The sequence below is a fragment of the Nonomuraea aridisoli genome (assembly GCF_003236395.1).
Classification (GTDB): domain Bacteria; phylum Actinomycetota; class Actinomycetes; order Streptosporangiales; family Streptosporangiaceae; genus Nonomuraea; species Nonomuraea aridisoli.
The window spans coordinates 1-20,588 of the sequence record NZ_POUD01000059.1; the positions used below are offsets into that span (position 1 = coordinate 1).

Annotated in this window: 21 protein-coding genes; 6 read left to right on the forward strand and 15 right to left on the reverse strand. The window is 71.0% G+C overall.

Translation table 11 applies throughout. From position 1 onward, the window contains the following. Both C1J01_RS16415 and C1J01_RS16420 read right to left on the reverse strand, forming a co-directional pair. The coding region (locus C1J01_RS16415) for a glycoside hydrolase family 3 protein (protein ID WP_146615620.1) at nucleotides 1-1,001 on the reverse strand (1,001 nt) is incomplete at its 3' end. Nucleotides 1,002-1,026: 25 nt separating this feature from the next. After that, a complete protein-coding gene (locus C1J01_RS16420) occupies nucleotides 1,027-2,391 on the reverse strand; it encodes an alkaline phosphatase D family protein (RefSeq protein ID WP_181448781.1) in 1,365 nt (454 codons plus the stop codon). A gap of 123 nt (nucleotides 2,392-2,514) precedes the next feature. On the opposite strand from C1J01_RS16420, the gene C1J01_RS16425 reads away from it, so the two are divergent. Then, nucleotides 2,515-3,192 (forward strand): TetR/AcrR family transcriptional regulator, encoded by a 678-nt coding sequence (locus C1J01_RS16425; RefSeq protein ID WP_111179843.1) that lies wholly within the window; start codon nucleotides 2,515-2,517, stop codon nucleotides 3,190-3,192. Continuing rightward, the gene (locus tag C1J01_RS16430) at nucleotides 3,189-3,869 is read left to right on the forward strand and encodes a DNA alkylation repair protein (RefSeq protein ID WP_111179844.1); all 681 of its coding nucleotides are present in this window, start codon (nucleotides 3,189-3,191) and stop codon (nucleotides 3,867-3,869) included. Before C1J01_RS16425 ends, C1J01_RS16430 begins: the two co-directional genes overlap by 4 nt. Here C1J01_RS16430 and C1J01_RS16435 read toward each other — a convergent pair. After that, nucleotides 3,862-4,701, reverse strand: coding sequence for a LysR family transcriptional regulator (locus tag C1J01_RS16435; RefSeq protein WP_111179845.1), 840 nt, complete (start codon nucleotides 4,699-4,701; stop codon nucleotides 3,862-3,864). The two genes, C1J01_RS16430 and C1J01_RS16435, sit on opposite strands and share 8 nt — an antisense overlap. 86 nt (nucleotides 4,702-4,787) lie before the next feature. Here C1J01_RS16435 and metE point away from each other — a divergent pair, with 86 nt between their 5' ends. Further along, nucleotides 4,788-6,929 carry a 5-methyltetrahydropteroyltriglutamate--homocysteine S-methyltransferase gene (gene metE, locus C1J01_RS16440; protein WP_111179846.1) on the forward strand — a complete coding sequence of 714 codons (2,142 nt, stop codon included), beginning with the start codon at nucleotides 4,788-4,790 and terminating at the stop codon, nucleotides 6,927-6,929. 61 nt (nucleotides 6,930-6,990) lie between these two features. Here the strand turns inward: metE and C1J01_RS16445 are convergent, their stop codons facing one another. Genes C1J01_RS16445 through C1J01_RS16465 form a run of 5 tightly spaced genes read right to left on the reverse strand, consistent with a single transcriptional unit; the run spans nucleotide 6,991 to nucleotide 11,849 of the window. Next, nucleotides 6,991-7,857, reverse strand: a complete 867-nt coding sequence (locus C1J01_RS16445) for a carbohydrate ABC transporter permease (protein ID WP_235854471.1) — start codon at nucleotides 7,855-7,857, stop codon at nucleotides 6,991-6,993. 48 nt (nucleotides 7,858-7,905) lie between these two features. Continuing rightward, nucleotides 7,906-8,817, reverse strand: a complete 912-nt coding sequence (locus C1J01_RS16450; protein ID WP_111179848.1) for a carbohydrate ABC transporter permease — start codon at nucleotides 8,815-8,817, stop codon at nucleotides 7,906-7,908. Then, nucleotides 8,817-10,226: an N-acetylglucosamine/diacetylchitobiose ABC transporter substrate-binding protein gene (gene ngcE / locus C1J01_RS16455; RefSeq protein ID WP_111179849.1), complete on the reverse strand. Its 1,410-nt coding sequence runs from the start codon at nucleotides 10,224-10,226 to the stop codon at nucleotides 8,817-8,819. Before ngcE ends, C1J01_RS16450 begins: the two co-directional genes overlap by 1 nt. 18 nt (nucleotides 10,227-10,244) lie before the next feature. Next, nucleotides 10,245-10,979, reverse strand: a complete 735-nt coding sequence (locus C1J01_RS16460) for a sugar isomerase domain-containing protein (protein ID WP_111179850.1) — start codon at nucleotides 10,977-10,979, stop codon at nucleotides 10,245-10,247. Next, nucleotides 10,980-11,849 (reverse strand): MurR/RpiR family transcriptional regulator, encoded by an 870-nt coding sequence (locus tag C1J01_RS16465; protein ID WP_111179851.1) that lies wholly within the window; start codon nucleotides 11,847-11,849, stop codon nucleotides 10,980-10,982. A gap of 79 nt (nucleotides 11,850-11,928) precedes the next feature. Here C1J01_RS16465 and C1J01_RS16470 point away from each other — a divergent pair, with 79 nt between their 5' ends. Further along, on the forward strand, nucleotides 11,929-12,873 hold the full coding sequence (locus C1J01_RS16470) for an N-acetylglucosamine kinase (RefSeq protein ID WP_181448782.1): 945 nt from the start codon (nucleotides 11,929-11,931) through the stop codon (nucleotides 12,871-12,873). A 9-nt stretch (nucleotides 12,874-12,882) separates the two neighbouring features. Here C1J01_RS16470 and C1J01_RS16475 read toward each other — a convergent pair whose 3' ends face one another. Then, nucleotides 12,883-13,206, reverse strand: coding sequence for a hypothetical protein (locus C1J01_RS16475; RefSeq protein WP_146615622.1), 324 nt, complete (start codon nucleotides 13,204-13,206; stop codon nucleotides 12,883-12,885). 111 nt (nucleotides 13,207-13,317) lie between these two features. On the opposite strand from C1J01_RS16475, the gene C1J01_RS16480 reads away from it, so the two are divergent. Together C1J01_RS16480 and C1J01_RS16485 are read left to right on the forward strand one after the other, a co-directional pair. Continuing rightward, nucleotides 13,318-13,794, forward strand: a complete 477-nt coding sequence (locus C1J01_RS16480) for a GntR family transcriptional regulator (protein ID WP_181448783.1) — start codon at nucleotides 13,318-13,320, stop codon at nucleotides 13,792-13,794. Between the two features lie 34 nt (nucleotides 13,795-13,828). Next, nucleotides 13,829-14,323, forward strand: coding sequence for a GntR family transcriptional regulator (locus C1J01_RS16485; RefSeq protein WP_111179855.1), 495 nt, complete (start codon nucleotides 13,829-13,831; stop codon nucleotides 14,321-14,323). Between the two features lie 52 nt (nucleotides 14,324-14,375). Here C1J01_RS16485 and C1J01_RS16490 read toward each other — a convergent pair whose 3' ends face one another. From C1J01_RS16490 to C1J01_RS16515, 6 genes are all read right to left on the reverse strand, one after another. Next, on the reverse strand, nucleotides 14,376-15,194 hold the full coding sequence (locus C1J01_RS16490; protein ID WP_235854473.1) for a carbohydrate ABC transporter permease: 819 nt from the start codon (nucleotides 15,192-15,194) through the stop codon (nucleotides 14,376-14,378). Then, nucleotides 15,191-16,075 (reverse strand): carbohydrate ABC transporter permease, encoded by an 885-nt coding sequence (locus tag C1J01_RS16495; protein WP_111179856.1) that lies wholly within the window; start codon nucleotides 16,073-16,075, stop codon nucleotides 15,191-15,193. The genes C1J01_RS16490 and C1J01_RS16495 overlap by 4 nt, the downstream gene beginning before the upstream one ends. Then, the gene (locus C1J01_RS16500) at nucleotides 16,075-17,334 is read right to left on the reverse strand and encodes an extracellular solute-binding protein (protein ID WP_111179857.1); all 1,260 of its coding nucleotides are present in this window, start codon (nucleotides 17,332-17,334) and stop codon (nucleotides 16,075-16,077) included. The genes C1J01_RS16495 and C1J01_RS16500 overlap by 1 nt, the downstream gene beginning before the upstream one ends. A gap of 58 nt (nucleotides 17,335-17,392) precedes the next feature. Beyond that, nucleotides 17,393-18,754: a cellulose binding domain-containing protein gene (locus C1J01_RS53070; protein ID WP_111179858.1), complete on the reverse strand. Its 1,362-nt coding sequence runs from the start codon at nucleotides 18,752-18,754 to the stop codon at nucleotides 17,393-17,395. 64 nt (nucleotides 18,755-18,818) lie between these two features. After that, nucleotides 18,819-19,568, reverse strand: coding sequence for a sugar isomerase domain-containing protein (locus C1J01_RS16510; RefSeq protein WP_111179859.1), 750 nt, complete (start codon nucleotides 19,566-19,568; stop codon nucleotides 18,819-18,821). Continuing rightward, complete coding sequence (locus C1J01_RS16515; protein WP_235854474.1) at nucleotides 19,565-20,536, reverse strand: MurR/RpiR family transcriptional regulator; 972 nt, start codon at nucleotides 20,534-20,536, stop codon at nucleotides 19,565-19,567. Before C1J01_RS16515 ends, C1J01_RS16510 begins: the two co-directional genes overlap by 4 nt. Between the last annotated feature and the right edge of the window lie 52 nt (nucleotides 20,537-20,588).

Consider the following 20,588-nt stretch of genomic DNA (forward strand, 5'->3'; position numbering starts at 1 on the left):
GGGCTGCCCGAGGAGGTGGTCCAGGCGGCCAGCTCGCGGACCCTGCGAGCGGCGTCGGCCAGGCGTTCCTCGGGCAGCAGCCCCTCGGCCACCGCCGACGCGATCGCGTCGCGGATCGCGGCGGCGGTGGCCTCGTCGGCCCGCTCGCCGCCGACGCAGATCGCGTCGGCGCCGGCGGCTATGGCGCGGGCGGAGGCCCCCCCGATGCCGTACGCCCCCGACACCGCGGCCATCTCGATGCCGTCAGTGATGATCACGCCGTCGAACCCGAGCTCCTCCCGCAGCAGCCCGGTCAGCACCTTGGGGCTGAGCGTGGCGGGCCGCTCGGCGTCGTACGAGGGCACGAGCAGGTGGCCGGTCATGACGGCCTTGACGCCCGCCGCGATCGCCCCGCGAAAAGGGCGCAGCGCCTCCTCGATGCCCTGCTCGGCGACCACGGGCACGCCGTGGTGGGAGTCGACCGAGGTGTCGCCGTGGCCGGGGAAGTGTTTGGCGCAGGCGGCCACACCGGCCGACTGCAGGCCGCGGACGAACGCCCGGGTGTGCCGGGCGACCAGGTCCGGGTCCGCGCCGAAGGCCCGCAGGCCGATGACCGGGTTGTCCGGGTTGGAGTTGACGTCGGCCGAGGGCGCGAAGTCGATCGTCACGCCCACCCGGGCCAGGTCGCCGCCGAGGTCCGCGGCCACGGCCTCGGTAAGGGCGACGTCGTCCACGACGCCGAGGGCGTACGCGCCGGGGCGGCTGCTGCCGCCGGCGGCCTCCAGCCGGGTGACCTCGCCCGACTCCTCGTCGGCGCCGACGAGGACCGCGGGGTTCTCGGCGCGCAGGGCGGCGGTCAGCCGGGCGACCTGCTCGGGGCCGGCGATGTTGCGTGAGAACAGCACCACACCGGCCAGCCCCTCGCCGAGCCGGCGGCGGAGCCAGTCGGGTGGGGCGTGTCCGGCGAAGCCGGGAAAGAGGACGGCGTCGGCGAGGCGAAGCAGGTCACCGCTCAGGGGCATACCCTGAATCTAATAGGAAACTTTACTATTTGCTAGTGGCATTTTCTGACGTCAGCCCCTCTCCCACGGTGCGGAACTCCGCGACCGTCGTGACGGGCGCGCCGGGACGGTCGACGTGGTCGATCGCGCGGAAGGCCACCCGCAGCTCGTCGGGGCCCGCCGTGCCAGAGAGGTAGCCGCGGTGGCCGTCGAAGAACCTCAGATGCGGGTTGGCGGCCAGCACGGCCGGCCCGTCGGTCGCCGGGGGCCTGCTGCTGATCGCGCTGGCCACGAACTCCACGCCGACCGTGGCCGAGCCCGGGTCCAGGAAGTCCGCCTTCAGCTCCCCCGCCCACGCGTTGTGCACGTCCCCGCTGAGCACCACCAGGCCGGGCGCCCCCGCCGCCAGGATGCGCGCCCGCTGCTCCTGGTGCCCGTCCCAGGAGTCGGTACGCAGGTTCGGCGCCGGCCCCGGCACGAAGCGGCGGGCGAAGAACAGCGGCTGCACCAGCACGCGCCACCTGACCCGCCCGGTGACCAGGCGGGAGATCAGCCACTCCTCCTGCGCGGCCCCGAGCATGGTGCCCGCGCCGCGGTGCTGGCGCACGTCGAGCACCAGGAAGTCGGCGACCGTGCCGTACGTCCGCCTGCGGAACATCTGCAGGCCGCCGCCCCGCGGGCGCACCCTGATCGGCTGGTTCTCGAAGTACGCCTGGTAGGCCGCGGCCCGTCGGCGCTGGAACGCCGCGGAGCCGTCGCCCGTTCCCCGGTAGTTGTCGGCGACCTCGTGGTCGTCCCAGGTGGGCACCCACGGCGCGGCGGCGTGCGCCGCCCGCAGATCGGGATCCGACTTGTAGCGGGCGTAGCGCAGGCGGTACTCGGCCAGCGTGTTCGCCTCGCCGGGCAGCGTCCCGAGTGGGCGCGCGACGCTCGGGGCCTGGCGCGACTCGTAGATGTAGTCGCCGACGTGGAAGACGACGTCGGGCCGCTCGTCCGCGAGGTGGCGGTAGGCGGTGTAGAAGCCGTGCTCGTAGCGCTGGCAGTTGGCGAGCGCGAAGCGCACGGGCCGGGTCGAGGCCGGGTCGTCGGCCGTCCGCGTGCGCCCGACGGGGCTCTGGGCGCCGCTCGCCCTGAACCGGTAGTAGTAGTCGGTGCCGGGCTTGAGACCGGCGACCCTGACGTGCACGCTGTGCGCCCACGCCGGCTGGGCCTCGGTCACGCCCTGGCGCAGTCCTCGCGTGAAGTTCTCGTCCTCGGCGAGTTGCCAGCTCACCTCGACGGCGCGCGGAGCCATCCCGCCCGGCCGGGATGGATCGGCGCTCAGGGGATCGGCGGCTAAGCGGGTCCAGAGCATGACGCCGTCGGGCAGCGGCTCGCCCGACGCGACGCCGAGAGTGAAAGGATCGGCCATACTTTCTTCGTGACCGAGGAGCGGTGAGGTAAAGCTCACCAAGCGCTTGGTTTGCCGCAAAAGGCCGCATGAGCTGGGTCGGTTGGGGAAACAAGCGATTGTCTGAGGGCTCATAATGGTGGCGTGACCACGCGTAAGAACTCCGGCACCGCCACCACGGCGAAGCGTCAGCGCACGACCCCGACGGGAGCGGCGTCCGAGCGTCGCGACCATCTCGTCAAGCTCGCCGCGGAGCTCTTCGCGCGCAAGGGCTTCCAGGCCACGACCGTACGCCAGATCGCCGACGAGGCGGGCATCCTGTCAGGGAGCCTCTACCACCACTTCGACTCCAAGGAGACGATCGTCGACGAGGTGTTGTCGACGTTCCTCGACGACATCATCGCCCGCTACCGCTCCGCGATCGACACGAGCACCGACGCGCGCGAGGTGTTGTCGGAGATGGTCCGCATCGGCTTCGCCACGCTGGAGCCGCACCGCGCCGCGATCACCGTGATGCAGAACGACTGGAACTACCTGCGGCAGTTCGAGCGCTTCAACTACCTGGTCAAGGCCGAGGAGGAAGTCGAGCAGATCTGGGTCGAGCAGATCAAGGCGGGTCAGGCGGCCGGGCTGTTCCGGGCCGACGTCGACCCCAAGCTGACCTACCGCATGATCCGCGACACGATCTGGGTGGCGGTGCGCTGGTTCCGCCCCGGCGGCAGGCTCAATCCCAACGCCCTGGCCGAGCACTACATCACGGTGCTGTTCGACGGTCTGGCCACCGGCGAGCGCACCATCCCCACCAGCGCCGCCGCGGGATGAGCCTCGGCGAGGCGGTGCGGCTGGCCCTGCGGGAGGCGGCCGACCCCGGCAAGGCCGAGGTCATGCGGGCGTACATGAAGTCGCCGATGCCGTTCCTCGGCGTGCAGGCGGTGCCGCGGCGGGTGGCGCTGCGCAAGGTGTTCGCCGCGCACCGGCTGGCGACCGCGCCGGAGTGGCGGCGGGCGGTGCTGTCCCTGTGGCGCGAGGCCGAATACCGCGAGGAGCGCTACGCCGCGATCGAGCTGTCCGGCCACCACTTCTACCGGGAGTTCCAGACCCTCTACACGGTGCCGATGTACGAGGAGATGATCGTCACGGGCGCCTGGTGGGATCTCGTGGACGAGCTGGCCACCCACCGGATCGGCGGCCTGCTGGCGGCCTACCCCGACACGATGCGGCCGCTCGTGCTGGAGTGGGCGGGCGACGCCGACCTGTGGAAACGGCGTACGGCGATCCTGTGCCAGAACCGGTTCAAGGCCCGCACCGACACCGCCCTGCTGTACGCGTGCATCGAGCCGAGCCTGTCCGACACCGACTTCTTCGCCCGTAAGGCGATCGGCTGGGCGTTACGCGAATACGCCAAGACCAATCCCGCCGAGGTGATCCGCTACGTCAAGGCCAAGGGCATCTCGGGCCTGAGCCGCCGCGAGGCGCTGAAGAACCTCGCCCTCACCTAGTCCACAGCGCGTCCTGCACGGCCTGCACGAGCGCCATCAGCTCCGGCGTGACCCGCTCCTTCGACCAGGCCAGCGCGTACGTGATGCGCAGGTCGCCCGCCTCCAGCGGCACGAACCGCAGGTCGTCGCGCCGGACCGTCCTGACCAGCAGCTGCGGCACGGGCAGCAGCCCGGCGCCCGCCGCCACCAGGTCGAGCGCGGCGGCGAAGTCGTCCTCCGCCACCAGCCGCGCCCGGCCGGGCAGCCCCGCCCAGGGCCGGCTGCCGGGCGTGAGCAGCACCTGCCCGGTCAGGTCGGCGGGCACGACGCGCGGGCGCGAGGCCAGCCGGTGCCCCACCGGCACGGCCAGATGGTCGACGGTGACGTGGAACCGGGCCGCCGTGACGAGCCCGGCGGGCGCAGGGGTGGCCAGGATCGCGGCCGAGACCTCGCCGCCGGCCAGTGCCCGCGCCGCCTCTCCGCGCCCGGCGGCCCGCAGCTCCACGCCGACCGCGGGTGTACGCCCCGCGAGCCGCCTGGCGACGCGCGCCGCGAGCGCTCCGACAGGAGGTGGATAAGCCAGGTGAATGGTCGGCCGTGCCAGACGGGCCGCCTCGGCGGTGAACGCGCCGACCGACTCGATCACCTGCTCCGCGTACGCCAGCAGCGCCTTGCCCTCGGCGGTGAGCCGCACCTCGCGGGCGGTGCGGGCGAAGAGGCGGAGGCCGGTGGCGCGTTCGAGCCGGGTGATGGCCTGGCTCATGGCCGGCTGGGACATCCCGAGGTCGGCGGCGGCGGCCGAGAAGCTGAGCCGGGCGGCCACCCGCGTGAAGCAGTGGATCTCCCTGAGCATAAGCAGCACCAATACATGGTGCACCACCGGCCGGACAGTGGGCAGGATGCCGAGCGTTTCGATCCACCGTGCGAGGGAGCCGTAAGATGTCACCTTTTCCCCAGTCCACCGTCCTCGGATACCCGCGGATCGGGCCGCGCAGGGAGCTGAAGCGGGCGCTGGAGGCGTACTGGGACGGGCGGTCCGACCGGGCCGAGCTCGAGCGGACGGGCGCCGGGCTGCGGGCCCGGACCTGGCGCAGGCTGGCCGAGCTGGGGTTGGAGGGGCTGCCGTCGAACACGTTCTCGCTGTACGACCACGTGCTGGACACGGCGGTCATGCTCGGCGCGGTGCCGGAGCGGTATCGCGCGGCCGAGGACCCCTACTTCGCGATGGCGCGCGGCACCGAGGGCCTCGCGCCGCTGCGGATGACGAAGTGGTTCGACACGAACTACCACTACCTCGTGCCGGAGATCGGGCCGGAGACCGTGTTCAAGCTGGACGCGGGCAAGCCGCTCGGCGAGGTGCGCGAGGCGCGGGCGCTCGGCTACGAGACGCGTCCCGTGGTGCTGGGACCGGTGACGTTCCTGCTGCTCGGCTCGGCGCTGGACCGGCTGGACGAGGCGCTGGGCCGCTACGCGGAGCTGCTCGCGGCGCTGGCCGCCGAAGGGGTGGCGTGGGTGCAGCTCGACGAGCCGGCGCTGGTGGCCGACCGCACGCCGCAGGAGCTGGCCGCGGTACGCGAGGCGTACGAGCGGCTGGGGGCGCTGCCCGACCGGCCGGGGCTGTTCGTGGCGGCTCCTTTCGGCGATCTCGGCGAGGCGCTGCCGGTGCTGGCCGCCACGCCCGTCGAGGCCATCGGGGTCGACCTGGTCCTGGGCGGCGTGCCGGAGATCGACCTGACCGGCAAGACCGTGGTCGCCGGGGTGGTGTCGGGGCGTGACGTGTGGCGCACCCCGCCCGAGCGGGCCGTCGCCGCGCTGGGCGCGATCCAGGCCTCGCGGGTGACGGTGAGCACGTCGTGCTCGCTGCTGCACGTGCCCTACGACGTCGAGGCGGAGCCGGGGCTCGACCCCGCGCTGAAGGAGCGGCTGGCGTTCGCGGAGCAGAAGGTGGCCGAGGTCGTGGCGCTGGCCACGGGCGACGTCGGGAGCGTGCCGGTGTCCCGGCCGGCCGCGGCGGCGCCGGAGCCGGTCGCGGCCGAGGGGCGCGCCCCGTACGCGGTGCGCGCCGCCGCGCAGGCCGCCCGGCTGCGGCTGCCGTCGCTGCCGATCACCACGATCGGGTCGTTCCCGCAGACCGGGGAGCTGCGCGCGGCCCGCGCCGCCGCGGCCGCCGGGACGTTGCCCCAGGAGGACTACGAGCGGCGGGTCGAGGCCGAGATCGAGCGGGTGATCCGGTTGCAGGAACGGCTCGGGCTCGACGTCCTCGTGCACGGGGAGCCCGAGCGCAACGACATGGTGCAGTACTTCGCCGAGCACCTCGACGGGTTCGCCGTCACCGCGAACGGCTGGGTGCAGTCGTACGGCTCGCGCTGCACCCGCCCGCCCATCCTGTACGGCGACGTCAGCCGGCCCGCGCCGATCACCGTGCGGTGGGCGCGCCACGCCCAGTCGCTGACGGACAAGCCGGTCAAGGGCATGCTCACCGGGCCGGTCACGATCGTGGCCTGGTCGTTCGTCCGCGACGACCTGCCGCTGCGCGACGTGGTGTTCCAGGTGGCCGATGCCGTCCGCGAGGAGGTGCGCGACCTGGAGGCCGCCGGAGTGCCGATCGTCCAGGTGGACGAGCCGGCGCTGCGCGAGCTGCTGCCGCTGCGGCGGGCGGCGCAGGGCGGCTACCTGGAGTGGGCGGTGGCGGCCTACCGTCGGGCCACCTCGGGAGCGGGCGATCGCACGCAGATCCACACCCACCTGTGCTACTCGGACGCCGAGGAGATCCTGGCCGCCATCGACGGCCTGGACGCGGACGTCACCACGATCGAGTCGGCGCGGTCGGGGGCGCGCATCCTCGGCGCGGTGGGGGCGTTCGGGCGCGGGCTCGGGCCGGGCGTCTACGACATCCACTCGCCGCGGGTGCCCTCGGCCGGGGAGGTCGAGGACCTGCTGCGCCGGACGTTGCGGGTGCTGCCGGCCGAGCGAGTGTGGGTCAACCCCGACTGCGGGCTGAAGACGCGTACGTACGAGCAGGTCGAGGCGTCGTTGTCGAACGTCGTGACGGCCGCGCGCAGACTGCGGGCCGAGCTCTAGCAGGCTATTACGGCGGCCGGAGGGTGGGACGGCCGCGTCCGCCGCCCCACCCGGGCCGACGTCACTTCAGCGCGCCCGCCGTCAGACCGGACTGGATCTGACGCTGGAAGACCGTGTAGACGACGAGCATCGGAAGGATGGCCAGCGTCAGGGCGGCGAACAGGGCCGCCCAGTCGGCGTCGTAGCCGGCTGCGGTGGAGATGTCGGCGATCCCCTGACTGAGGACCCATTTGTCGCGGTCCTGCAGCAGGATGAGCGGGATCTGGTACTGGTTCCACTGGCCCAGGATGTTGAAGATCGTGATGCTGATGATGCCGGGTCTGGCCATCGGCAACATGATCTGGAAGAACACCCTGGTGTGCGAGGCGCCGTCCACCATCGCGGCCTCCCCGACCGAGGTCGGCAGCGTACGGAAGAACGCCGCGAGGAAGAAGATGGTGAACGGCATCGAGTACGCGATGTACACCAGCACCGCGCCCGCGTGCGTGTTCAGCCCGATGAACTGCCCGATCACCGGGATGTTGCCCATGTTCTGGACCACGAAGAACAGCGGCGACAGCGCCAGGAAGAACGGGAAGGCCAGGCCCGCCACGAAGAGCGTGTAGACCGCGCGGTTGCCCCGGAAGGGATAACGCGCCAGCACGTACGCCGCCATCGACCCGACCAGCATCGTGCCGAACGTGCTGAACGACACCACGATCACGCTGTTGATCATGTATTGGCCGATGTGGGCCTGCTCCCACGCCCTGGCGAAGTTGTCCCAGCGCAGCGTCTCCGGGAGCGACCACGCCGAGCCGAAGATCTCGTCCTCGCTCTTGACCGAGGCCAGGAAGGTCCACAGCAGCGGCACGATCACCAGCAGGGTCCAGATCACCAGCGCGAGGTGCGTCAGCACGCCCAGCGGGCCCAGCCGCCGCCTCCGCTCCACACGGGCGACGCTCCTTGAGGGCGCGGCCGAGGTCATCGTTGCCATTTCTCAGTACTCGATTCGTTCACGCCGCGACAGGCGCAGCGACAGGATCGCGAAGCCGACGGTGAACAGGAACATCACCACGCCCAGGGCGGAGGCGTAGCCGAAGCGGAAGTACCCGAAGGCGTTGCGGTAGATCTCGGCCGCCATCACCGTGGTCGACCAGTCGGGGCCGCCCTGCTGGACGGTCATCACCCAGACGATCGCGAAGACGTCCATGGCGAGGATGCCGAGGTAGACCCAGGCGACCTGGACGGTGTCCCACAGCAGCGGCAGCGTGACCCGGAAGAACATGCTGATCCGGCCGGCCCCGTCGATCTGCGCGGCCTCGAACATCTCCTTGGGGATGCTCGCCAGGCCGGCCGAGAAGAGCACGACGTAGAAGCCGACCGCCTGCCAGACCAGCACGCCCAGCACCGACCAGAACGCGAAGGAGGAGTCGGACAGGAACCCGATCGGGTCGAGCCCGAGCGCCATCAGCGGCCCGTTGAGCATGCCGCTGGCGTCCGGCCGGAACACCTGCTGGAACAGGACCGCCACGATGGTGACGGCCAGGACCTGCGGGAAGAAGAAGACCACCCGGTAGAAGGTGGACCCCCGGATCCCCGACACGCCCTGCTGCCCGCCCACGTTGAGCAGGAAGGCGAAGAACAGGGCGATGATGATCGTGATCACCGGCAGCAGCACGAGCAGGGCCGCGTTGTGGCCGACGGCCTTCCAGAAGACGTTGTCGCCGAGCAGCCGCTCGAAGTTGTCCAGGCCGATGAACGCCGGCGTGGCGCTCACCCCGCGCCAGTCGGTCATCGCGATGTAGAACGCCTGGATGTTCGGCGAGATCACGTAGACGAGATAAAGGATCACCGGGGCTGCCAGGAACGAGGTGATGAACAGCCCGCGGCGATACCTGTTGAAAGTCATTACCGAGTGAACTTCTTGATCGAGGAGTCGTTCTTGATCTCGTCGGCCTTCTTCTGCATGCGCTCGAGATAGGCGTCCGGGGTCAGGCCGCCGGTCATGAGCTCACCGGTGGCGGCCTTGCACTCGTCGTTGAGCTGGCCGTACCAGGCGAAGACGCGGTAGTAGACGGTGTTGGTGCCCGCCGCCGCGACGGCCTGGGTGACGCTGTTGACGCCCGGCGAGATCTCGCGGCCCTCGCTGGCGCCCTTGACCACGGTGAGGGTGGTGACCAGTTCGCTGAAGTCGCCGGCCGCCTTCTTCGACAACATGGCGCGCAGGTACTCCATGCCGGCCTGCGGGTGGGCGCTCCTGGCCGAGACCATGAAGTTCTCACCCGGCGCGGTGTGCAGGGTGCCGTACGGCATCGCGTCGGAGCCGGTGATGTCCGGGATGGGGAACATCGCGTACGCGAAGTCGTCCGGGGTGGTGGACTTCTGCTCGTTCTCCAGCCACGAGCCGCAGGGCAGCATGGCGACCTGGTACTTGTTCTGTGCGGTCTGCGTCTGCACGTGGTCGAGGCCGGCGGTGCCCTGCATCAGGTATTTCGCGCCCACCTCGGCCATGGCCTCGGCCGCGGTCTTCATGGCGTCGACCTTCCAGGCGCCGTCCTCGAGGTTGTCGATGTTGACCAGCACGTCGTGGCCGGCGATCTTCGCGGCCATGGTGAGCAGCGGCTCGTAGGCGTACTGCGGGTGCTTGCCGGCGTAGGTGAAGGGCGCCATCTTGCCGGACTTCTTGATGGTCTCGCAGAGGGCGAGGAACTCGTCCCAGGTCTTCGGGACCTCCCAGCCGTTGTCGGTGAAGACCTTCTGCGAGTACCAGATGCCGTGGATGTAGTTGACGTAGCCGAGGACGCTGAACTTGCCGTCGTAGGTGCCGATCTCGATGACGGACGGGTCGATGGTGTCGCGCACCTTGACGTTGGGGTCGTCCCAGCTGGGAGCCTCGAGCAGCGGCGACAGGTCCTGCAGCTGCCCGTCCTGGGCCAGGGCGCCGAAGTCCATCATGTCGGCGCCGGCGTTGTCGATCACCTCGGGAGGGTTCCCGCCCGCGAAGCGCGGCTGGAGGATCTTGGTGATCTCCTTGGTGACGTTGTGCTTGATCTCGACGTTCGGGTACTTGCTCTTGAAGAGCGGCTGGTGGATGTCGGTGGCGTACTGGTGGCCGAAGCCGCCGTCGAAGATCCAGACCTCGAGCGGCTTGTCGCCGACGCCGAACGGGTTGGCCGCGCTGGTGGCGGCCGGCGCCGCGGAGGAGCTCGCGGCGGGCTGGGAGGCGGGGGCGGCACACGCGGCCAGCGCCCCGGCCGCGGGCACGAGCGCCGCGGCACGAAGAAGATCACGCCTGCTGATGTGGGGGGTGGAAGGCATATCGACTACTCCTGACTTTCATGATCCGCGCCTTATGCGCCCTGCGTATCGGCTCTCCAGTGCCTTGTTGTGCTCGTCACCGCCGGCCACGTTGGCCGACAGGTAGATGGGCGGCGTCTCGCCGAGCGCCACGAGCTCGTCCACCGCCTCGGTGACCACCATCTGCGCCAGCAGCGCGGAGGTGATGGTGGAGACCGCGCCGTAGCTGCCGCCCCCGGGCAGCTCCAGGATGGCGTCGCCGTACGGCGCGCCGTTGTCCAGCACGACGTCGGCCAGGTCGAGCAGCTTGCGGCCCGACGGGTGGCGCGAGGTCATCCGAGTGCTGTGCTGGACCGAGGTGATCGCGATCAGCGGATGGCCGCGGTCCTTGACGATCCGGGCCAGCTCGACCACGGTGCCGTTGACGCCCGAGCTGGACACGAGCACGAACACGTCCTGCGGCGCGACCGGCGCGAGGTCGTAGATCTCCTGCGCCACGGCCGGGTCGCGCTCCAGCTCCGGGGTCAGCACGCCCGGCGGCCTGCCGCCGTACAGGACGAGGTCTCTCGGGGTGAGGCGGTTGCTCGGGACGAGGCCGCCGGCCCGGCCGGCGATCTCCATGGCGATGGCCTCGGAGTGGCCGGAACCGAAAGCGTTTACAACGCCGCCGGCCTTGATCGCGGTCACGAGCAGCGCCGCCGCCTCGCTCACCGGCCCGGCCTGGCTCTCGGCGACCTGGCGGGCCAGGTCGAGGACCTTGGATGCGTACGTCATTCAACCTCTCTCCACGCGGTGGCTCTCCACCGCGCTGATCGTGCGCTCGAACGCCTCGTTCGTCCGCTCGTAGGTGCGCTGGGCGACCGCGACGTACACGGCGTCCAGCACGAACAGCTGCGAGTGGACGGCGGCCAGCCCGCCGAGCCGGAATGTGGTCTCCCTGCTGGCCGTGGTGAGCACCAGGTCGGCCAGGTCGGCCAGCGGGGAGCGGGCGAAGGAGGTGACCGCGACCGTCGTGGCGCCGTGGCTGCCAGCCTCCGCCAGCGCCTCCATGACCTCGCGGGTGCGTCCTCGGTGGCTGATGCCGACGGCCACGTCGCCCGCCTTGAGCAGCGCAGCCTCCGACAGCGCCACGTGGGCGTCGCCCGCGCCGTAGGCCGGGATGCCGATCCTGCGCAGCCGTCCTTCGAGCATGGTGGCGACGTTGCCGCTGGTGGAGACGCCGGCGAGGAGCACGCGCGGCGCCGCCACGACCGCGTCGGCCACCTGGGCGACGACGTCGAGGTCGAGCCCGGCCGCGGTGTCCTGGATGAGCCGGGCGTCGGCCGCCGCCATCACCTCGATGGCGGCGTCGAGCGGGTCGTCGGGGCCGATCTCGTGGCCGACCCCCGCGCCCCAGCCCGCCTGGGCGGCCCGGCCGGTCTCGGTGGCGAGCGCCACGCGCAGCTCCGCGTAGCCCGAGAACCCGAACGCCCGGCAGAACCTGGTCACCGTCGCGGGCGAGCTGCCCGCGCGCTCGGCCAGCGCGATGATCGTCGAGCGCGCGGCCTCGGCCGGGTCACCGAGAATCACCTCGCCGACTCTGCGCAAGGCCTCCGGCAAACCGGGTAGCTCTGTCTCGACGCGCCCAAGGGCTCCTGAAGTCACGAATATTCCTTCCGAATACCCGGTCTTCTGGCGAAAATTATTCTTGCTTATGAGCGGCGTCAAGCCCCAGACTCTGACCGTGACCGAATCGCTAGTGGTCGGCGTCGATGCCGGTGCCACCTCCACCCGGGTGGCCGTCCACGCGCTCGACGGCACCCGCGTCGGCTACGCGCGGGCGGGTGGGGGCAATCCGAGCGCCCACGGGCTCGGCAGGTCGGTCGCGGCGATCGAGACGGCGCTGGGCGCGGCGCTGCCGCCCGGCGACGGGCATCGGGTGGTCGCCTCGGTGGCCGGCGTCGCGGGGCTGGTGGACGAGCTGGCGCCCGAGCTGGCGAAGGTCTGGGCCGCGGTGGGCATCGCCGAGGGCCCGCGCTGCACGGGCGACGTGCCGATCGCGTACGCGGCCGGCTCGCCCGAGCCGGACGGCTCGCTGCTGCTGTCGGGCACGGGCGCGGTGGCGGCCAGGATCGCGGGCTTCCGGCAGGACGTGATCGCCGACGGCCTGGGCTGGCTGCTGGGCGACGCGGGGTCGGGCTTCTGGATCGGGCGCGCCGCCGCCAAGGCCGTGGTGGCCGCCCTCGACCGGGGGCAGGCCGAAGGCGTGCTGGCCGAGCTCGTCGTGGCCGACTTCCTCGGTGACGAGCGGCCCGCCGACCAGCGCCAGGTGGCCAACCGGATCGTACGGCTGGCGCAGGCCGACCACATGCGGCTGGCGTCGCTGGCGCGGCCGGTCAGCCGGGCCGCCGAGGAGGGCGACCCGACGGCCGTCGAGATCACCCGGGAGGCGGCCCGCCACCTGGTGGCGACGCTGCGGCGGGTGCACGTGTCGGGGCCGGTGGTGCTCTCCGGCAGCGTCCTGACGAACGAAGGCCCCGTACGGCGGGCGGTGACGGAGCTGCTGGCGGGCGAGACCGTCACGACGGCGGGCGACGCGGCCGGCGCGGCCGCCTGGCTGGCCGCCCGCGACCTCCTCCCCGAGGCCACCGCGAGGTCCCTGCACACCGCCTTCACCTCCGCCCCCTGAGGCGGCTCGCTATTTGGCCGCTCCGGACAGGAGCATGGCCCAGACGGCGAGGGTGCGGGTGGGGCGGCCGTGGGCGCACTCGTCGATCAGGGTCTTGCCGTTCACCCGGCGGGTGCGGCGGATGAACGCCTGGCCGTGGGCGTAGCAGAGCTCGTAGAACGTGGGCCGGCAGTCGCACGTGTAGGAGCGGACGCGGGCGTAGCCGCCGTTGCGCACCGGCTCCCAGTCGAGCTCGGCGCAGCCGGGCACGTCGGGCACGTGGACGGAGTGGAAGCGGGCCTCCTCCACGGGAAGGTCCTCCGCGGAGCCGTCACCGGGTCGTTTCCTGATCACACGAGGAACCATATCTCTGGTCGTCTGCTCTTGTCTGCATGGAGCGGCTGATCTGTCTAAAAGGACAGCACGATATGAGAGCTCTCGCCCGTCTTGGCCTATGTTGCCTACGTGCTCGACTACGAAGGCGACACTCACGTCTACATCCAGATCGCCGACATCCTGCGCCGCCGGGTCTCCGGGCTGGCCGCCGGCTCGCCGGTGCCGAGCGAGGCCGAGATCCAGCAGGAGTTCGGCGTGGCCAGGACCACCGCCCGGCGCGCGGTGAACCTCCTGCGGGAGGAGGGCCTGGTCTACACCGTGCAGGGAGAGGGCTCCTTCGTCGGCCCGCCGGCCGGAGCCCCGCGCCAGAAGCGGAAGATGCCGATCTACCAGCAGATCGCGGCGGACGTCAGCGGCCAGATCAAGGCGGGCGAATTCCTCCCCAGACGCCCCATTCCGGGCGAGACGGCGCTGGTCAAGCAGTACGGCGTCGCGCGCGAGACCGTGCGGCGAGCCATGGCGCTGCTGCGCGAGCAGGGCTGGATCTACACCGTCGCCCAGCGCGGCAGCTACGTCTCGCCGAGGGAGTCGTGGCCGCAGGAGTGATTCGCCTGCTCGCTCGTATCCAGACGTCTACGCTATGAGCGTGCTCGACCGCGATGGCCCCATCCCGCTGTACGTCCAGGTCGCCGACGTGATCCAGGAGCGGATCGCCGGCGGACAGCTGCGCACCGGCGAGCGCGTGCCGAGCGAGGCGGCCCTGGAGGCGGAGTTCGGCATCGCGCGGACCACCGCCCGCAACGTGGCCAGGGAGCTGCGCCGGCGGCGGCTCGTCCACACCGTGCGCGGCGAGGGCACGTTCGTCGGGCCCGCGGGCGTGCCCCGGGTGAAGCCGACGAGGGCGCTGCACGCCCGCATCGCCGAGGACCTCGTCGCCCGGATCAGGCGCGGCGAGCTGCGGCCCGACCGGCCGTTCCCCAGCGACACGACGTTGATGCGGCAGTACGGCGTCGCCAGGGTCACCGCGCGGCGGGCCGTCTCGCGCCTGCGGGAGCGGCGCTGGGTCGTCACGGTGCCGCAGCGGGGCACCTACGTGTGCGGCCCCGGGGAGTGGCCCGAGGAACCGTCCCGGTGACGCCTCCGGGCGTGAAACCTCGAAGATCGTCCGGGTTGACCCGCCGCGCCGCTCACCCCTTCACCGCGCCCGCCGTCATCCCGGTCCCGACGTTGCGCTGCAGGAGCAGGAAGAGCAGCAGGGCCGGCAGCGCGAACAGGCTGGCGGCGGCCATCGTGGCGCCCCAGTCGGTGCCGAACACGTCGCGGAACGACGACAACCACACCGGCAGCGTCCGCTGGTCCTGGTCCTTGATGATCAGCACATTGACGAACGCGAACTCGTTCCACGCCGTGATGAAGCCGAACAGCGAGGTCGCCATCAGCCCCGGCGCGAGCAGCGGGAACACCACCCGGCGGAAGGCCGCCATCCGGCTGCACCCGTCCACCTGGGCGGCCTCCTCCAGCTCCATGGGGATCGCATCCAGGAACCCGCGCAGCGTGACGATCGTGAACGGCAACGTGATCATGAAGTAGACGCCGGTCAGCATGGCCAGCGAGTCGAGCAGGTCGGTGTCGCGGGCGATGATGAACACCGGCACGAGCAGCGCCTCCCACGGCGCCATCTGCGCGGCGAACACCGCCACGACGAACACGCCCCTGCCCCGCCACCGCATCCGCGCCACCGCGAACGACGCCAGCAGCGCCACGATCAGCGCCAGCAGCACCGCGCCCACGGTGACCAGCAGGCTGTTGCGCCAGTACGTCCAGAACCCCGGGGCGTTGACCGCCGTGACGAAGTGGTCGAACGTCGGGTCGGCGGGCCAGAACGTCGGCGTGGGCGAGTTGATGTCGCGGGTCGGCTTGAACGCGGTCAGGAACATCCAGTAGACGGGGAAGATCGTCGTCACGAGAACGGCGACGGCCGCCACGTTGAGCAGGAGCCTCTTCACTGGCGCACCATCCTGCGCAGGTTGCTGACCAGGGCGATCGCCAGGATGACGACCGTGAGCATGGCCACGGCCGAGCCGAGGTCATAGCGGTGCAGCACTCGCGCGATCTTGAAGGCGTACACGGGCAGGGTGGTCGTGGCGTCGTCGGGGCCGCCCTGGCTGAGCACCCAGATCTGCGGGAAACACTTGGCGACCCAGATGACCTCCAGCGACGCGACCAGGGCGAACAACGAGCGCAGGATCGGGAAGGTGACCTTCCAGAACACCTGCCAGCCGGTGCCGCCGTCGATCCTGGCCGACTCGTACAGCTCGCCCGGGATCGTGGTCAGCCCGGCGTAGAGGGTGAGCGCGGCGAACGGCACCGACTGCCACACCACGAGCACGACGAGCACGGCGAACGTGGCGGTGCCGTCGGCGAACCAGGTGTAGCCCTGGAACGACTCGAGGCCGAGCGTGACCAGCAGCCAGTTGACCAGGCCCAGCTCCGACTGGAACAACCACTGGAAGACGGTCGTGGCGGCGATGATCGGCATGGCCCAGGCCAGCGCCAGGGCGCTCATGAGGGCCAGGCGCAGGCCGCGGCCGAGGCGGACGAGCATGAGCGCGATGCCGGTGGAGAGCCCCACGATGAGCACCACGTTGATCGCCGTCCAGACGACCGTGCGCAGCAGCACCTCCCAGAACTCCGCGCCGGTCAGCAGCTCCGTGTAGTTGTCCAGCCCGACGAAGGCCGCGCCGCCCCTGATCAGCTCCCCCATGCGGAAGTGCTGGAACGAGATCACCGCCGCCTTGAACAGCGGATAGAGCAGGAGGAAGGCCCCGCCCGCCACCGCCGGCGCGATGAGCAGGTAGGGCCAGTACGACCGGGTCCTGGTCCACATCAGGATCCGCTGTTCAGCGTCGTGGTGATCGACTCGGAGACCTTCTTCGCCTCCGTCGCGGGGTCGGCGCCGGTGAGCACGGCGGTCATGTACTGCTTGATCACCGAGGTGGCCTCGACGGCGGCCCAGTTCGGGGTGTTCGGGGTGGCGCGGCCGTTCGCGGCGCCCACGGCCATGGCCGCGGTGCCCTCGTCGCCCGACAGCACGCCGGCCAGCGACGTGCGGTTCGGCACGAAGCTCATGGTGGTGGCCAGCTCCGTCTGGAACTTCTCCCCCGCCAGTGCCTTGACCAGCTCGTACGCCTCCTCCTGGTGCTGCGAGGCGACCGGGATGATGAGGTCGGAGCCGCCGGTGAAGACGGTGCCGGGCTTGTCGGCGGTCTTGCCGGGGATGGGGAAGAAGCCCATCTTGTCCTTCATCCCGGGCTCGACCTCGAGGACGCGGGCGGCGGCGCCGGGCACGGCGATGATCTGAGCGACCTTGCCCTGGGCGAAGACCTCGTGCTGGGGCGGGGTGGCCTCGTCGGCGTCCTTGGGTCCCTTGCCGAGGGCCTGCAGCTGCTTGTAGAACTCCATGCCGGCCATGGCCTGGGGCGTGTCGAGCGCGCCCTTCCACTGGCCGTTCTCCTGGACGGCCAGGTCGCCGCCCTCGTCCCAGATGAAGCCGGCGAGGGCGTACCAGGTCTGGCCGGTTAGATAAATGCCCTGATTTCCGTCTTTATTGAGCTTTGTCGTGGTTTCTATCCATTCGTCGCGGGTTTTCGGGTGTTCCGTGATGCCGGCCTCGGCGAAAAGGTCCTTGTTGTAGACGACCACCCGGTTGGCGGCGTACCAGGGGATGCCGTACTGCTTGCCGTCGATGTTGCCAGGCTGGGCCAGGCCCGGCAGCCAGTCCTCGCCCTTCAGGTCGGCGATCCTGCCGGTCAGGTCGCTCACGCCGCCGCTGGCCGCGTACTGGGCGACCTGGGTGTTGCCCACCTCGATCACGTCGGGGGCGTCGGTGCTGGCCAGGGCGGCGGTGACGCGCTCGCCGATGCCGTCCCACGCCTGGATCTGGATGTCGAGGTCGATGCCCTGGTGGGCCGTCTCGTACTCGGTCTCGAACTTCTTCAGCAGGTCCTGCGTGACGCTGCCGTCCATGATCCAGACGGTCAGCGTCGTGGAGGCGGCCCCCGAGGCCGCCCCGGGCTCCGGCTCGCCACCGCCGCCGCACGCGCTCAGCGCGAACACGGCCGCCAGGGCAAGGATGCGGTGTCTCATGGTGTTCCTTCTGGTGGGGGGTGGAACCGCGCCCGCCCGGAGGCGGGCGCGGGACGGTTCACGGACTGGGAACGGTGTCCGTGAAGGAGGTGCCGGCCGCGCGCAGCGCGGCGACCCGGCCGAGGACGTCGGCGGGCGCGACGACCTCGTTCTTGCTGTGGTAGACGTAGTCGACCTGCTGCCGGTACGTACGGGTCCCCGTCGCGCCCTGAAGATCGATGAACCACTGGTTGAACATGATCCACATCGGCGTCTCGGGGTAGTAGATGTCGCCGTGGTCGGCGAAGAGCCGGCCGTCCACGTAGTACTTCATCCGGCCGCCCGAGACCTGGATGACCAGGTCGTGCCAGCCGGCGAACGACGTGCGCTCGGCGGTGTGGGTGTTCACCGCCTGCCACGGCTCGCCCTGGTAGGTCTCCCAGCTGGTGGCGTAGAGGATGTTGGACGGCTCGCCCCAGCCGCCGTTCGGCAGGTACTCGAAGTCGAGCTCGCCGTAGTTCGGGTCGAGGTTGTAGGCCAGCGGGGTGATGGTGAAGAACGTCTGCACGACGTGCTCGCCGTCCGGACCGCTGGTGGGCGCGTCACTGAAGCGGACGCGGGCGGCGTAGGTGCCCTCGTGGAACTTGCGGGCGGTGGTGGACAGCTCGGTCTGCACGGTGCCGGCGGCGGTGCCGTTCGTGGAGGAGTCGAGCGTCAGCAGGCCGCCGGGGAACGACACGGCCGACGGCGACCAGGTGGCGCCGGGCACGCCCGGCCCGCCCGAGCTGGAGCGCACGGTCCAGCCGCGCTGGCCGAGCAGCGGGTCGGTCGGGCCCGAATAGGTGAAGTCGTCGAACAGCACACCCGAACCGCCCGGCGGGTTCGTCGGCGGGTCGGTCGGGTCGGGGTCGCTGCCCGTCGGCTCTCCCCACGCCAGCTCCCCGCCGACGTAGACGGTGATCTTCTCCCAGTCGGAGTACGCGGTCTGCGGGCCGTAGGAGTAGTCGTCGCTCTGGGTGAACGTCTGCCAGTCGGCGCGGTAGAAGCGCAGCTGCATGTCGCTGGTGTTCTGGCCCGGGGCCAGGCTGCCGGAGGTGAAGCCGACCTCCAGGTACTGGCCGGAGCCCTCCTGCCGGACGAAGGTGCCCGTGACCGTCGAGCAGCTCACCACCGCCCACGAGCAGGCGAAGCGGTAGGTCTCGGTGCCGGTCAGGTAATAGCGGATCTTGACCTGGTTGAGCGGGATCGTGGTCGTCCCGTCGTTGAACAGGCGCAGCCAGGGCTCGGCCTGGGCGGTGGTGGCGCCGGGCGCGCTCGTGCGGTACTGCAGGCGGATGGCCTGGTCGGCGCTGGCCGGGGCGACGACGGCCACGGCGCCGACGGCGGCGAGCAGGAGGGTGAGGGATAAGGAGAGGAGCAGTTTTCCGAAATTTCGGGACATGGCGGGGGTCTCCTTGGGTGTGTGGTCCCCGGATGTCGTGCGTGCCCCTGAGCGTGGGGCCGGATCAGGCGCCGCGGCGGATGCGGCCCGCGTACAGCGCCTCCAGCCGGAGGTTGTGCGCGTCACCCTCGGGGACGTTGGCCGAGAGGTAGACGGGCGGCACTTCGCCGGCTTCGAGCAGGTTGCGTACGGTCTGGATGACGACGAGTTGGGCGAGCAGGGCAGAGGTGATCGTGGAGACGGCTCCGACGGAGGCGCCTCCTCCGGGCAGGGACAGGACGGCGTCGCCGTACGGCGCACGGTTGTCCAGGACGACGTCGGCCAGGTCGGCGAGCTTGCGTCCCGAGGGGTGACGGGAGGCGACGGCTGCGCCGTGGGCGCGCGAGGTGATCGCGATCAGGTCGTGACCGCGTTCCTTCACGAGGGAGGCGAGCTCGACGACGACGCCGTTCACGCCTGAATTGGAGATGATGACGAACAGGTCGTGCTCCTGGACCGGGGCCAGGTCGAGGATGGTGCGGGCGACGGCGGGGTCGCGTTCGAGGTCGTAACGGTCGAGCTCGGAGCGGGGCGCGTCGCCGTGCAGCACGATGTCGCGCAGCGCGAGGCGGTTGGTGGGCACGAGACCGCCCGCGCGGCCGGCGATCTCCATCGCCACCGCCTCGGAGTGACCGGAGCCGAACGCCTGGATGACACCGCCCGCGGTCAGGGCCTTGGTGAACAGATCGGCGGCACGCGGGATCTCCGGGTCCTCCGGGATGATCCGCACGAGGTCGGCCACGTGTCCGGCGTACTCTTCTCGGCTTACTGTCATGACTCCTCTTCTGGACGGCCCCGCTCCGAAAGACGCTGTTCGCGGCGCTGGTCTGGGTGGCGCTGGTCTGGGTGGCGCTGGTCTGGGTGGCGCTGGTCTGGGTGGCGCTGCTCGGGAAGGCGGTGTCCGGCGACGGCGCGGACGGTGACGTCGAGGGCCTGCTTGGTCCGTTCGTAGGTGCGCTGGGCGACCGACACGTACACGACGTCGAGCACCAGCAGCTGCGAGTGGATCGCGGCGAACCCCTCCGACCGGAAGCTGGTCGCCCGGCTGGCCGTGGTGAGCACCAGCTCGGCCACCTCGGCCAGCGGCGAGCGGGGCTGCGAGGTGACGGCCACGCTGATCGCGCCGTGGCTGCCCGCCTCCGCGAGCACCTCGATGACCTCGCGCGTCCTGCCGCTGTGGGAGATGCCGATGGCCACGTCGCCCTGGCCGAGCAGCGCCGCGTCGGTGAGCGCGGTGTGGGCGTCGGACCTGCTCCAGGTCGGCACCCCCATGCGCTGCAGGCGGTACTCCATCTCGCTGGCCACCGCCGCGCTGCTCGACACCCCGAACAGCAGCACCCGCCCCGCCCGCGCCACCGCCTGGGCGACCTTGTCGACGACGGCGAGGTCGAGCTGGTCGCGGGTCTGCTGGATCAGCCGGATGTCGTTGGCGGACACGACGCCGAGCACCCGGTCGAGGCTGTCGTCGGGCAGGATCTCCTGGCCGATGTCGGTCTCCCACGTCTGCTGCGCCACCCGCCCGGTCTCGGTGGCGATGGCCACGCGCAGCTCGGCGTACCCGGTGAAGCCCAGGGCGCGGCAGAACCGGGTGATGGTGGCGGTGGACGTCCCGCTCCGCTCGGCCAGGTCGACGATGGTCATCCGGGCGGCGTCGGCCGGGCCGCCGAGAATGGCGTCGGCCACCTTGCGCAGCGCCTCGGGCATGTCGTGCCGGTCGGCCGCGATGCGGTTGAGGAGTTCCACGCGGTGAAAATTATGCTCGGATATTGCCTGGGTCAAGGCATTCTGGCAATAA